This window comes from Paenibacillus cellulositrophicus, from assembly GCF_009363095.1.
GTDB classification, from domain to species: Bacteria; Bacillota; Bacilli; order Paenibacillales; family Paenibacillaceae; genus Paenibacillus_AQ; species Paenibacillus_AQ favisporus.
The window spans coordinates 3570334-3584140 of sequence record NZ_CP045295.1; the positions used below are offsets into that span (position 1 = coordinate 3570334).

Below are 13807 nucleotides of genomic sequence, written 5' to 3' on the forward strand. Positions count from 1 at the left end.
AGAATCACCCCTTTCCTACGGAGACGGCAAGAATCGCTTTGACATCCTCATCGTCCCATTTTCCGTCGCCGTTCATGTCGAGCGCCTGCAATTGCTCCGGCGTGAGCGTAATTTTGCCTTTGATATATTTGCTTAACAGAAGCGCGTCCGCAGCTGTCACTTTACCGTCGCCATCCGCGTCTCCCATGACAAACGCCGTGTAATACGCGGCATACGTCACATCAGCCGTCACTGTCAAAGCCGCTACCTCTTGACTGCTAAGCTTCGTAATGCCACCATCACTGCTCCATCCTGCAAAATGGTACCCCTCATCAGGCGTAACCGTTGGTACCGATGCCGGATGCCCGCCGATCTCTACCTGCTCGCTCGTGTGGCTAATCGTGCCGTGATCTCCAGACGCATAACTCACCGTCGCAATCTGCGGTGTCGAATCGCTGATCGCAATCGCCAGCGTTTGTGATGCTCCCGAACTGAACGCGAAGGTCAACGTTGTCGTCCCGACCGGTTGTGCTGTCAGATACTCTTTCACGAGCTTCACCGTATTTCCGCTGACTGTGTAATCCCCGTCCGGGATCAGGGGCGACCCTTGATTGCTGATGAATTTCAGCGTATTTCCATTTAGCGACATTGTGATGTCCACATCGGTATGATCCACAGATAAAGGATTCTTATCGAAACTCACATTCGCCTTATCAAGGCTGGAGTCTTTCTTGATGTTCTCGTCGGCGACCGCTACATCCGCCCACTTGACGATTTTACCCGCGCTATCCAACTGCACAACGAAGAGATGATTCCCGCTTTCGACGGCAATGTCTTCATCCTTATTCAAGGTCAGCGTATATCCTAGCGAATTCGCATCGTCGCCAACCATCGGCCGGGAAACTTGCCCCGCGCTGCCAAGGATATACCGGAAGGCCGCGTTGTCATCGGGCAGATCTGTCGCTTTCGTTGTCCCCGTCTCGCTGCCCTTGGCCCAGCCCAAGCCCGTTAAATCCGGAGCCTCTACCGGAATTGTAAGCTGTGCGCTCGCTTCCACTGAGAAGGAGCTCTCCCCATTACCGTTAACGGCCGTCACGACGAAGTAGTAGGTCTTTCCACCCTCAAGCCCCTGAACTTTATAATGACCGGTCGTGCCATCTACTGTCGTGATCGGATCGGGGCCGTACAACCCACTGGCAGTGCCTTGATAAATCTTGTAATTCGCAACCCCGCTCCCCAAATTCCAGCTAAGCTCCGCTTCCTCATTTCCTGCAACCGCTTGTAATCCTGTAGGGGCCGCAGGCGGCTCCCGACGCTCAGACACATAAATTTTCGAAACGTCGGACCAGGCCAGATACATTGCGTTGTTCAATGTGGCAAATGAAGTAACGTTGCCGAGATTCGTGTCCGCCAGTCCCTGGTTCGCCGGGCTCCAATTCTTGCCATCGTATTCCTGGACCCGGAGGTCCCACTGGAACCCTTGTGAATTCACATCGTTCCAAACGGCAACCAGCTTCTGATTATATACAAATAAATTCGGAGCTTGTGATTGGGCCCCCGCCGGTTTATCCAAATTCCCGCTGCCGACAGGGCTCCAGACACTTCCATCGAAGCTGCTTACCTTCAACTGCGCGGGATTGTTATCCCTCCATACCGCGTATAGCAGCCCGTTATAGGCTTGCAGAACCGGACTTCCTGCCGATGTCGTCGTATTCGTAATCCCCGAGTTCCCCGATACATTTGCCCAAGTGACCTTTCCTGCACCGTTGACCGTTCTTTTCATGACAGGAATATAAGAGTAATATGGGCTGTCCACCATTTGCTCGCTCCACGTTAAATAAAGCTCGTCTTGATAGACTGCGAGCCGCGGCCCAAATACCGTTCCGTTTGGAACGAACGTCATATCCACCGCTTCGTTGGTCCAGACGCTGCCGTCAAATTTTTTCACTTGAATTTTTCGGCCCGTACTCCCGTCCGAAGTACCTATCCAAGTCGCATACAAATCGTCATGATAAACGAGGAGCACCGGCATTTCACCTCTGCCGCTGCCGCTTACCGGATCGTTTCCGCTTGTCGAAACCCATCCGCCTCCACAATTTTTCTTGGCCATAATCTGGTTGAACGGATACCCCCCCATGAATGAGGTTTCAGCTTCCATCCAGATGGCGTACAAGCAGCCCTGATATACTGTAAGCGAAGGACTGCTTGCACTGCTGCTCGACATAAAGTTCAGGCCACTCCCATCATCAGCCGCCGACCACTGACTGCCGTCCCACTTCATTACTCTTATTTCTGTTTCCTGCTGCATCTGGTTATTCATATATTCCTTTTGTTCTGACCATGCAGCATACAAATGGTCGTTCCAGATCGCGATGCTCGGGTCCCTCGAGTTGGGGTTCTCACTCGACCCCGCATTGAGCCCACCCCCATCGATTGGCTCCCATACGACTCCCGGGGCGGCGGAAGCTTGTCCCGGCCCCACCAACAGTTGGAGAATCACCCCGAACAACATGATCAGGCTTAAAACGACGGATATGACCGCCCTGCCTGTGGTGTTGTTCCTCTTCTGTGCGTTCATTTCTGACCCCCTCCTTCTGAATTTGTATAATACAGAACCTCATGGTCATGAGGTCTCCTGCTCTGCGCCCATTGTAACAAGCAGCTCTCAACATTTTCACAACATTACTCCCAAAAAACGACAAAAAACGGCCTCCAGACCCATGTCTGAAGACCGTTTTTCGACATTTTTAGCGATTACTCTACCGTTCTAACCTTCGTCTAAACGCATCTGCTCCTTCATGGCATGCACCCGGCGGACGCCAGACTGATCCCCAGCCCGGCTTAACACCTCCGCCAGCAAATCATAATAGTGCCCTTGGCTTGGCTCCACTTCGATCAGCTTCCAGAGGAGCAGCATGCGGGATTCATCCGCTGCCCGGTCCAGGGCTGCAGTCATCGTTGACAACAGGGTAGAGCGAAGCTCGATCCGATAGGCGCTTGCCCAATCGTAATACTCCATCTCCAAATAGTCGCCGGCATATAGCTGAAGGATGTCCTTGATGCCGGCTCCAGCTCCTCCCTGCTTCAATCTCCCAAGCAGATCTTCCAGATCGCTGCGGACAGACGACGCATCAATCCAGTACCGATCATCTCCGTACTTCACAACCGCTTCATATCCAACCGACTTAAACAAGCTCCGCAAATAATAGAGTGAGGTGTGCAGCAGCTTTTGCCCCCGCTCCGCCGGATCATCCGGCCATAAATGCTCCAGGATGGCGTATTTGTAAACCGGCTGCCTCCGGTGATGCCAGAGAAATGCGAACAATTCCTTTGTTTTCTTGGTGCGCCATGTCAACAGCCGCCCGTCCGGAGCATACAGTTCCATACTGCCCAGCACTTTGAGCGACAGTGCCGGCTTATCTTCCGCACGGCTTCCCGGCTCAGCTTCCGAACCGGCAGCACTCCGCGACCTTACGACAGAATCATCGCGGCGATTTTTCTTTTTGGCTTGCCGATTCGCATAGCGGGACAATACCTTAACAAGCTTGTCCTCCGCAACGGGTTTCAGCAAATATCCGATGGCTTCGGTGTCATATGCATCGATCGCATATTGATCATGGGCTGTGACAAAGACGATTTCCGCGTCCGGACAGCTCGCAGCCAGCTCTCCTGCAGCATCGAGCCCGCTCACCCCAGGCATCTCGATATCCAGAAAGATTAAATCCGGCTGAAGGGCGCCGCATTGTGCCAGCGCTTCGCCAGCCAGTTGAAATCTGCCGACGACCTTCACCCCGCCAACCCTATTCAGCATAATATCCATGACGTCAAGCGCGATCTCCTCATCGTCAATCAGAATGGCTCTCCACATAACGCTCCTCCGTCAAAAAAATCGTTATTCTCGTTCCTTGGCCCGGGCGGCTGTGAATTTCCAGACTTCGCCCGTACCTCATTTGCAGCCGCCGGTTCACATTGCCGATGCCGATTCCTCCAACCTTTCCTTGCTCCAGCAGTCTTACCGTACCTTCATCCATTCCAGCCCCGTCATCTTCGACAATGATTTCGACACCCTTGTCGGCAGGGCGAATGATGATGTCCACGGTCCCTCCCTCGGGCTTTTGCCCGATCCCGTGGCGGACGGCATTTTCGACAATAGGCTGAAGGATGAGCGGGGGCAGGAGGCAGTGGGCGTTCTCGTCGATCGTATAGCGTACGGCCAACCGTTGACCGAATCGAAGCTGCTCAATCGCCAGATAAGCGCGAACCAGCTCCAATTCCCGCTCCAGCGGAACTTCATCCCCGTGAAAAACGAACGTGAACTTGGCTCGCAGGTAGGTGGTTAAATGGTGAATCGTTTCCCGCAGCTTCTCCACATTTTTGTAGCTAAGCCCAACCAAGGCATTCAGGCTGTTGTATAGAAAATGCGGGGGAATTTGTGCCTGCAAGAAGTCCATCTCCCGGCGCACCGCGCGCTCAGAGGAGCTTTTCATCGCCAGCAGCGACTGTGCCCGGGCCCGAAGCTCCGCCAGTTCAAAAGGCTTATGCAAAATGTCGTTGGCCCCCGCCGCAAAGGCGGCCAGAGTATCGCGCGTCTGCCCCGAGGCGGTCAGCATCAGTACCGGAAGCTCGGCCAGCCCGTGCAGAGAGCGGATTTCCCGGCAAATGTCGAGCCCCGATACGCCGGGCATCATCAAGTCGAGCAGCACCAGATCGGGCTTCCTGTGCCGCAGAGCCTCCATTGCCTCTGCCCCGCCGGCCGCCGTTGTATAGGCATGTCCCATGGAGCCGATCGCGTCCATGGCCACCTTCAGGTTGGAGGGCTCATCGTCGACGATGAGAACATGGAACAACTCCTTCTGTCCGCTTGGCGTAGACTGGGGAGGCAGGTGAGATTCTTTGTCATCCCGTTGTACTGTGTATTTCCCTCTCTCGTACTCTGGGTACTGCCGATCCCCTGGATATGCTTGGGTAGTGGCGTTTTCCGCGGCCGCTGCCGCTTCATGCTCTCCGCCCCAGGCAATTGGCAATGTAAACGTGAACCGGGAGCCCCGGCCTACTTCGGATTCCACCTGCATCTGACCACCCTGCAGCTCGACCAGCTGCTTCGAAATGCTAAGCCCCAGCCCGATGCCATCACCTGAATGGGACCCTTCCTCGTCATGTTGGAAGAACGGCTGAAACAAATCGTCCATGACTTCTTCCGGGATCCCCCTCCCCGTATCGCTTACTGAAACAGCCAGCAGTTCCCCCCGCCTTTCGGCCGAGATCGAGACGGTTCCCCTGTCGGTGTACTTTAATCCGTTCTCGAGCAGATTGTGCAAAATCTGCCGCAGCCGGTTCTCATCTGCCAGGACAAGGGGAAGCGCGGGAGGCAGCTCGTCCGCAAGCCGGACGCCATTCTTGATGGGCGCAATCGACAACGTTTCCATGACAAAGCGAGTCGATACGTACAGATCGACCGGCTTCGGCTGCACATCGAGCTGACCGTACCGAATCCGGTTCATATCAAGGATGTCATTAACCAGTCCGGCAAGCCGCCGCCCGATCAGATGCAGCAGCCTGATGTTCTCACGGTGCTCCGCTGCAAGCGGTGTCGTCTTGTTTTCCAGCAGCGTCTCCGACAGATTGATGATGCCGTGCAAGGGCGTACGCAGCTCATGCGATGTTTTTGCCAAAAATTCATCCTTTTGCCGGTCATGGACCAGCAGCTGCTGAGCCAAACGTTCACTCCGCAGGAAAGCTCCGCGAATCCGATCCGTCATGAGGAACGATTGCGACAGCACAACCAGCAGCAGTGTGACGATAATGTAATAGGGACTATCCAGCGCCAGCTGATAGCGGGTTTGGGCAAAGATCCAACTGATAATCAAAAAGAATGCGCCGAGCAAAATATAATAGATCCGCACCCCAAGATGGCGATTGCGAAAAATTGAGGTGAAAATGAAGCCGAAAGCCACAACCTGCAATAAAACACCGGGCCACAGCAGAACCAGCAGACGATCATTCGGGAGCAGGATGAGCAGAGCCAGATATCCGTAGGAAACCCAGCGGAATCCCTTGAACCAGTGCCCGCTCCTGTCACTTAGATAGAGGCGCACATAGTGAATGAAGAACAAAATGGCCAAGTACGGAAGGATGAACAACAGCTTCTGCAGCAAAAGATAGGACATGGAAGGAATCAGGTTCGCCATAACGATTTCGTTATCGATGCTGAAAAAAATCCCCAGCGCCCAACAGAACAAGCTGAAGAAAATCAGATACGGCTCCCGCCGCCACTGTCTAAACATGCCCGCAAAGTAAATACCAAAAACCAGGAGTGTCGTAATGACGATCACATCGGCCATACGGGCGTTGTCCCGGCGGGTCAGCACATCGGCTGTCCGTCCAAATTCAGGAGCCTGCACAAGTCCGCCTTGCACATTGTTGTAACTCGCCACCTGGACGATAATTTCGATCGTTCGGTCCTTCACTTCAGCTGTTCCGAAGAACGGAAAATTGCTGGGCACAAAACCGGTGCCAGACAATGCGGTTTGTCCGGTACCGCCAAGCTCTTGCCCGTCCATGTAAATGTGGCTCGACATCCGAATCTTTTTAGCCCGAAGGCTGTAATCGCCAAGGTCGCTTACCAGCAGGCGCAGCCGATACGTTCCCGCGCCATACCCATCGTCCGATACTTTCCCCTTCCATCCTCCGGGTACCTGGAGAAAACGACGCTCCGTTTGCTGGTCCGATACCTGATCGGCGAAGTCCTGGGGCGTCAGCAGTTGGTCCTTGTAAAATTCCCACTCCCCTCGAAGCGGAATGATCCCCTGCTGTGAAAAGTCCCAGTCCCTGGCATCCAACACGCCGTCCCGCGCCTCCGGATAGTTAACATTTGGGTGAAGCCATTCATAAATAAAGATCGAGGTGGCGACGGTAAAAACCAGCACCATGGCGATCAGACCTGACAATTGCCTTTTCATAAGCTGCATAATTCCTTCCTGTCGTAGGAGAAAAATAACCCTTTTATTTCCAATTTGGTATGGTTAAGGTTATCATACCACGGCTCTGCGGTTTTGTTGTATATGTCCCGCGCCTTTGCTTGCATTGCCAAAAGTATGCACTGTCCGGGATGGCACGACAAGATTATTTTATACAGAGTTAAATATTTTTTTAGTGTTCATCAAACTGATGAGAATGCCAATTAATAGATTTACTTCTTCTTTGTATATAAACTTTGCACACAAATAGACCCAGCCCCCAAAGGCTGGGTTTTTAGTGATAGAAGCGATCCGTGACGGCGCCAGCCACCCCCTGCCAGCTTTGAACTACGCCATCTACCGCAGACGGGACAGCTTCTCCAGAAAGTCTGCCACGATTTCCAGAGATGCCTCATCGAAACTAGCCAGCAGTTCCATCGCTTTATGATCCTTCTCCTCGTGAAAAACCCGGTGCAGCTCAGCCAGTTCGGCGCCAAGCGGTGTCACAGAGTAATAAATTTCTTTCTGGTTGTCCGGCAGCTGGTTTTTTCGTATCAGGTCCTGCTCCAGCAATTTGCGGGTGATTTTGGAGACGGCGCCTTTTGTTAAACCCATCTCGCGGGCGATATCGATCCCTTTAATGCCGTCATTCGCATAGATGACGTCCAGAACGTGCAGGCTTGAGACGGATAGACGGGGCAGCAGCTTTTTCAGCCGGTCGTCGGAAATGCGCTCCATGAGCCAGAGCCGGTCACTGTCATCCTCGGCTTCGCTGACGAGGATCTGGTATATGGATTTTTCGATGCGGTTTTTGAGCTGAAGCAAATCATCATTCATATCAGGCATAAGGCAAGCCTACCTTTTTTCTTTTCATTATATCATGGTTTCCGCAGAAACCATTTGACAAAACATCTTTTCCTTGTTATCGTGGTTTCCATGGAAACCATATGATTGGAACGTGGTCTTCATGCAGCTTCTGCAGAAATCACATCACATTGATTTGGAGGGAATTTTTATGAATGAGGTCATTCAATTGATCCGCCAGCATCGCTCCATCCGCAAGTTTACAAATACGCCGTTAACCGGCCAGCAAATCGAAGCCATCGTCGACGCGGCGCAAATGGCACCAACCTCGGCGCATATGCAGCCGTTCTCGATCATCGGCGTTACCAATCAGGAACTGCGCAAGAAAATTGCGGAGCATTCTGAAAATCCGTGGATTGCGGAGTGCGGATACTTTTTTGTCTTTTGCGCCGATCTTCACCGCTTGATGCTGGCCGCTGGCCCCGACCAACAGGAAAAAATGAGCCGCAACCTGAACTACTCGTATTTTTATCAAACGGCTGTGCTCAGTGCCGCGATTGCTCTGCAAAATGCCAATTTGGCCGCCGAATCGATGGGCCTCGGTGCCGTTATAATCGGCGGGATTAACAGTGCTCTGCCTGAACTGGACGAATGGCTGGACCTTCCGGACTTTGTTATTCCTTTGGTCGGTCTTGCGGTAGGCGTCCCCGATGAATCCCCAGAACAAAAGCCGCGCCTGCCACGGTCCGCCGTATTTTTTGAAAACCAGTATGATCGTGATCTTAAGGCACAGGTTGAAGCGTATGACCGGGAAATAGAAGAGTATTATGGCGCTCGAACCAACAATAAGCAGAAGGCCAGCTGGTCCGGGAAATTCATCTCGATGCTGGATCGAGATTTGCCGCTGGGCGGGTATACGGAGTATGTGAAGAGCAAAGGGTTTGATTTGAAATAGGCTCGTCAGAAATGCAAAATCCACAGCCCCTTAAGGTTGTGGATTTCATTTACGTGATAGGTGAGGGGGAGTCGAACCCCTTTCCGGACATAACGCCCACCTTTTTTCCGCGTATAGATGGTGACCATTGTGGCGAATTGCGGGCCTCGCTTTTTTTAATGCTTCGTCTGATTCGGACTTGTATTTGTTAAAATAGGCAGCATCTTCTGACTCTTCTCCATGAAGGAATTGCATTGGCCACAAATCGGTTGGATCAGAAAAACAAAGTTATCCCTCATCCATCCGTTGCACTTTTCATTGGTGCACGACCATATCGTTGTCATTTCCTCAGGAAGATCGATCATCAGTCTTTTCCGTGAATAGTACAAGCAGCATCCCACTTTCTCTTCTGGAATCATGAGCGAAAAAAAGGCCCCGACACGATGTGCGGGACCTTTCTAATTACAAACTTAGAGTTTAACAACATTCTCGGCCTGTGGGCCACGGTTGCCTTGTACTACATTAAATTCAACTTTTTGACCTTCATCCAACGATTTGAAGCCGTCGCTCACGATTGCACTGAAGTGCACAAATACGTCGTCTCCGCCTTCAACCTCGATAAAACCAAAACCTTTGTCTGCATTAAACCATTTTACTGTTCCTTGTTGCATAGTCCATTACCTCCATAATTCTATTTTTTACATGATCTTCGAGTTTCCAAAAAAAATCACATATTGTACAAGGTTACATCATCAAAATCTAACCCTCTACAATATGTGATCTCAGGTCGAAATTCCAATAAATTAACTATAACACAACTGGAGTTGAATAACAAGTTTTTTTGAATTTTGCTTCCATTTTATTTGGAACTCATCTTATCTGCAGTATGACACTGTATAATCTTCCCCGGGTAGTATACTTAGTAAACCACAATTAAAGTGGAGAAAAATATTGATTAAGAGTCATTGCGCAGCCATCCCAATAAATACAGAGATGCAAAAAAGCGGCCCATTACGGGTCGCTTTTCTGATACTCATTATGGAGGCGAGGGGAGTCGAACCCCTGTCCGAAGATAACGCCACATAAGCTTCTACGGGTGTAGTAACAGTTTTGATGTCACCCTAGAGACTCCCCGTTACCGGATTCCCTTCGGGTCAGCCTGTTTGTCTTCTTCAGCTAGCCGCAGGCGGAGACTAGACAGCGTATCCCACTAAAGTTGAGCCCTCATCCCGGCACATGGGCGATGCAGAGCGAGAGCACGTCTGCAGGTTATTAAGCTGCGAGAGCGTAGTTGTTTTGTTGTTTGCCAGTTATTATTGGCTTTAGCGTTGATGAAGTGGACGCGTCCCCACTACCCGCTACTCATGCTCGAACTATCCCCGTCGAATCCAAGAACGCCCCCTTATTAAAAAGGGCTTCTATTGGATTAGATTAGAACCGTTGAAGCATAAGAAGCAATCTATCCAGCATCCTTCCCCTCCATGAAGAAAGGATGATCAGAAGCATTTGTCATGTAAAAGGCCGGTCTAGCCATAACCCCTTACATACATAGTATATCACACATTCCGGCCAAAATGACACAGAGGTTGAAGGAAACGCAGGTGAAACTTGCCTGTAACTTCACATAACCCCAAATTAACGCGCGATCTTCTGCTTCTCGCGGAGTGCCCGCTGAATGTCGCGCTGCGCGTCGCGTTTGGCGGCCGAATCACGCTTGTCATACTGCTTCTTACCGCGGCCAAGGCCAAGCAGCAGCTTCGCATAGCCGTTGCGGATATACACCTTAAGCGGAACGATCGTATAGCCTTCCTGCTTGGTCTGTCCCAGCAGCTTGTGGATCTGTTCCTTGTGCATCAGCAGCTTGCGGGTTCGCGTCGGATCCGTCGGATTGTAGCGGTTGCCCTGCTCAAACGGGCTGATATGCATGTTATGAATATGAATTTCCCCATTGCGGATCGTTGCAAACGCATCCCCGATATTGGCCCGTCCGTTCCGGATCGACTTGATCTCGGTCCCGGTCAGCACCATGCCGGCTTCGTACGTATCCTCGATGAAGTAATCATGGGAAGCTTTTTTGTTCTGGGCCAGGACCTTCCCGTCACTCTTCTTACCACCCATGCTATCACTCCTCCCACACTTGCTATAACAGCAATGGACTTCCGGTGTACAGCACAAGGGGAAGCAGCTCAGCGCCCTAACGAGAGCGTCTAGAGGCCGCAAACCCGGCCGGTATACCAGAAATCCATTGTATCAACTGGGCTGGGCAAAATCAAGATTTCGGCGAAAAGGCGCACGGGTGGCGCCCATTTCAGGCGAAGCCTGATTTAAAAGATACTGCCCAGAAACCCTTCTACTTTTTCTTCTTGCGCACGAAGGCGGCTGTGCCATTCTTGGCCGCACCCTTCTTCTTGCGCTTGCGGACGACGCTCTCGCCGCTGCCGGCATTGTCTTCGCGGGCGGCAGCGGCCCCATCCCCGACAAAAATACCACTGCGCGACGTTTTCTTCTTGCGGCCGCTGGACGGCTTGCTACTGCTGCCGCTTTGGCTTCCGCCAGGCGCCGGGGCACCGTAGCCACCCTTGCCAGAGCCGAAGCCGAAGCTCGCCGGCCGCTTGGCTTCGCCGCTGCGGCCGCCTTCCCGCGCGGCGCCCTGCTGCGCTGCGCCGCCCTCGCGGGCGCTCTTGCCCGGCCGAGCGCCGCCCTTGCCACCGCCACGGGACGCACCGCGCCCGCCGCGGCCATTCTCGCCGCCCTCACGGATGGCGGCGCCTCTGCCCACGCGGCCGCCACCACGGCCGCCAAAGCTTCCACCGCGCCGGCCTTCGCTGCGCGGCTTCATGTCCACCATCTCGAAGTCGATGGTGTGATCATCCATGTTCACGCGCTCGACGCGGATCTTCACTTCGTCGCCGATCCGGAACACGCGTGACGTGCGCTCCCCGATGAGGGCCATGGAGGCCTCATCGAAATGATAATAATCGTCCGTCAGCGCGCTCAGCCGGATGAGGCCCTCAACCGTGTTCTCGAGCTCGATGAACATGCCGAAGCTCGTCACGCTGCTGATGATGCCTTCGAATTCCTCGCCGACCTTGTCGAGCATGTATTCGGCCTTCTTCAGCTGGTCTGTGTCACGCTCCGCATCCACCGCCACACGCTCACGCTCGGAGGACTGCTGGGCGATGTCCGCCATCCGGGAAGCCAGGTATTCCAGCCGGTTCTCCGGCAGGACACCTTTGTTCTCCAGCACTTCCCGGATCACCCGGTGAATGACCAGGTCCGGATAGCGGCGGATCGGGGACGTAAAGTGCGAATAGTATTCGGCGGCCAGTCCAAAGTGTCCGGACATTTCCGCATCGTATTTCGCCTGCTTCATCGAGCGCAGCATCACCGTGCTGATGACCTTTTGCTCCTTCGTTCCCTGGATGTCCTCCAGCAGGCTTTGGAGCGCCCGTGGATGCACGGAGTTGCCCCGGCCCTTCACATGGTGACCGAAGTTGGCCGCAAACGCCATGAACGTCTGGAGCTTCTCCGGATCCGGATTTTCGTGGATCCGATACAGAAACGGCACCTTCATCCAGTAGAAATGCTCGGCCACCGTTTCGTTGGCCGCCAGCATGAACTCCTCGATGATCTGCTCGGCGATCGAGCGTTCGCGCTTTACGATGTCGACCGGCTTGCCGTTCTCATCGACGATCACCTTGGACTCCACGAAGTCGAAGTCCACCGCCCCGCGGTTCATCCGTCTCGCCCGCAGGCGCAGCGCCAGCTCCTTCATCAGCTTGAAGGTGTCGACCAGATAGCTGTACCGCTCCGTCACTTCCGGATCCTCGTCGTTGAGGATCTTCCGGACGTTGTTGTACGTCATCCGTTCCTTCGTCTTGATCACGCTGGTAAAAATATCATGTCTCACAAGCTTCATATGCTCGTCGAATTCCATTTCGCAGGACATCGTCAGGCGGTCCACCTGCGGATTCAGCGAGCAGATGCCGTTGGACAGGCGGTGCGGCAGCATCGGGATGACTCGGTCCACCAAATAGACACTGCAACCGCGATTGTACGCCTCTTTATCGAGCTCCGAGTTCTCGCGGACATAGTAGCTGACGTCGGCGATATGAACGCCTAGAAGGAAGTTGCCGTTCGGCAGACGCTCCACGTTTACTGCGTCATCGAGGTCTTTCGCGTCCTCTCCGTCGATCGTGACGATCGTTTTGCCGCGAAGGTCGCGCCGTCCCTGCTGGACGATTTCCTCTTCGGTGATTGAATCCGGGGCCTGCTCCGCTTCCGCCATGACCTCTTCCGGAAAGGCTTCCGGCAGCTGATGCTTGCGGATAATGGACAGGATATCGACCCCCGGATCATCCTTATGCCCGAGAATCTCGACCACTTCGCCTTCCGCAGCGGATCGTCCCTCCGGATAATTGACGATTTTGACGACGACCTTCTCGCCGTCGACCGCCCCGTTAAAGGCATCCTTCGGAATAAAAATATCCCGGTTGATCCGTTTATCGTCAGGCAGCACAAAGCCGTACGCTTCATGCCCTTGGAAGACCCCGACGATCTGGGTAATGGCCCGGTTCACGATCCGTACCACTTCCCCTTCCAGCTTGCCGCCGGCCGGGCTCTTGGCTGTAACCCGCACCAGAACGGTATCCCCGTTCATGGCGCTCTTCATATCATTGGCTCCAATATATACATCCGGATGCTCCCGGTCTTCCGGGATCAGGAATGCAAAGCCTTTCGCATGGGCCTGTAGACGGCCCTTCAGGAGATCCAGCCGTTCCGGCACGCCGTACCGTTCCGACCGGGTCCGCACGATGGTCCCTGCCTCCTCCATCGCGTTCAGCGTTTTCAGAAAATCCTTGAAATCCAGCGCATCGTCAATCGCGAAATGCTGTTCCAGTTCCTGATACGTCATCGGTTTATATTCGGGATCCTGCATCAAATCAAGTATCATCTGTTCCGTAATCATCGTTTCATCACCTCAGGTGACTTGCAGGAATGCCTTCCGCAAGTGACTATGTAATCGTTCGTTTGTTGTATTTGTCCAGTAATATACACATACCCTAGTATACACGAATTTAATCGGTTGCATCCCTGCCCGTAAGCCTTAATCAACCTAAAAAACCTCCGCTCA

9 protein-coding genes and 1 other RNA gene are annotated in these 13807 nt (G+C 53.2%); 1 reads left to right on the forward strand and 9 read right to left on the reverse strand.

Going from position 1 to position 13807, the window contains the following annotated elements; genetic code table 11:
* Positions 1 to 4: 4 nt before the first annotated feature.
* The 4 genes from GCU45_RS15935 to GCU45_RS15950 form a co-directional block, all read right to left on the reverse strand.
* Positions 5 to 2557 carry a X2-like carbohydrate binding domain-containing protein gene (locus tag GCU45_RS15935; RefSeq protein ID WP_152399634.1) on the reverse strand — a complete coding sequence of 851 codons (2553 nt, stop codon included), beginning with the start codon at positions 2555 to 2557 and terminating at the stop codon, positions 5 to 7.
* Between the two features lie 189 nt (positions 2558 to 2746).
* Complete coding sequence (locus GCU45_RS15940) at positions 2747 to 3847, reverse strand: response regulator (protein ID WP_152399635.1); 1101 nt, start codon at positions 3845 to 3847, stop codon at positions 2747 to 2749.
* Positions 3825 to 6938 carry a hybrid sensor histidine kinase/response regulator gene (locus GCU45_RS15945; protein ID WP_167527152.1) on the reverse strand — a complete coding sequence of 1038 codons (3114 nt, stop codon included), beginning with the start codon at positions 6936 to 6938 and terminating at the stop codon, positions 3825 to 3827. Before GCU45_RS15945 ends, GCU45_RS15940 begins: the two co-directional genes overlap by 23 nt.
* Before the next feature lie 354 nt (positions 6939 to 7292).
* A complete protein-coding gene (locus GCU45_RS15950; protein ID WP_152399637.1) occupies positions 7293 to 7781 on the reverse strand; it encodes a MarR family transcriptional regulator in 489 nt (162 codons plus the stop codon).
* 169 nt (positions 7782 to 7950) lie between these two features.
* Here GCU45_RS15950 and GCU45_RS15955 point away from each other — a divergent pair, with 169 nt between their 5' ends.
* A complete protein-coding gene (locus tag GCU45_RS15955) occupies positions 7951 to 8694 on the forward strand; it encodes an NADPH-dependent oxidoreductase (RefSeq protein WP_244364108.1) in 744 nt (247 codons plus the stop codon).
* A gap of 155 nt (positions 8695 to 8849) precedes the next feature.
* Here the strand turns inward: GCU45_RS15955 and GCU45_RS15960 are convergent, their stop codons facing one another.
* From GCU45_RS15960 to rnr, 5 genes are all read right to left on the reverse strand, one after another.
* Positions 8850 to 9092: a cold-shock protein gene (locus GCU45_RS15960; protein ID WP_308737674.1), complete on the reverse strand. Its 243-nt coding sequence runs from the start codon at positions 9090 to 9092 to the stop codon at positions 8850 to 8852.
* A gap of 51 nt (positions 9093 to 9143) precedes the next feature.
* A complete protein-coding gene (locus GCU45_RS15965; protein WP_076173149.1) occupies positions 9144 to 9344 on the reverse strand; it encodes a cold-shock protein in 201 nt (66 codons plus the stop codon).
* A 365-nt stretch (positions 9345 to 9709) separates the two neighbouring features.
* Positions 9710 to 10075, reverse strand: a transfer-messenger RNA (tmRNA) gene (gene ssrA / locus GCU45_RS15970).
* Positions 10076 to 10308: 233 nt separating this feature from the next.
* The gene (smpB, locus tag GCU45_RS15975) at positions 10309 to 10791 is read right to left on the reverse strand and encodes an SsrA-binding protein SmpB (RefSeq protein WP_105445139.1); all 483 of its coding nucleotides are present in this window, start codon (positions 10789 to 10791) and stop codon (positions 10309 to 10311) included.
* Positions 10792 to 11023: 232 nt separating this feature from the next.
* Positions 11024 to 13642 carry a ribonuclease R gene (gene rnr / locus GCU45_RS15980; RefSeq protein WP_152399638.1) on the reverse strand — a complete coding sequence of 873 codons (2619 nt, stop codon included), beginning with the start codon at positions 13640 to 13642 and terminating at the stop codon, positions 11024 to 11026.
* Between the last annotated feature and the right edge of the window lie 165 nt (positions 13643 to 13807).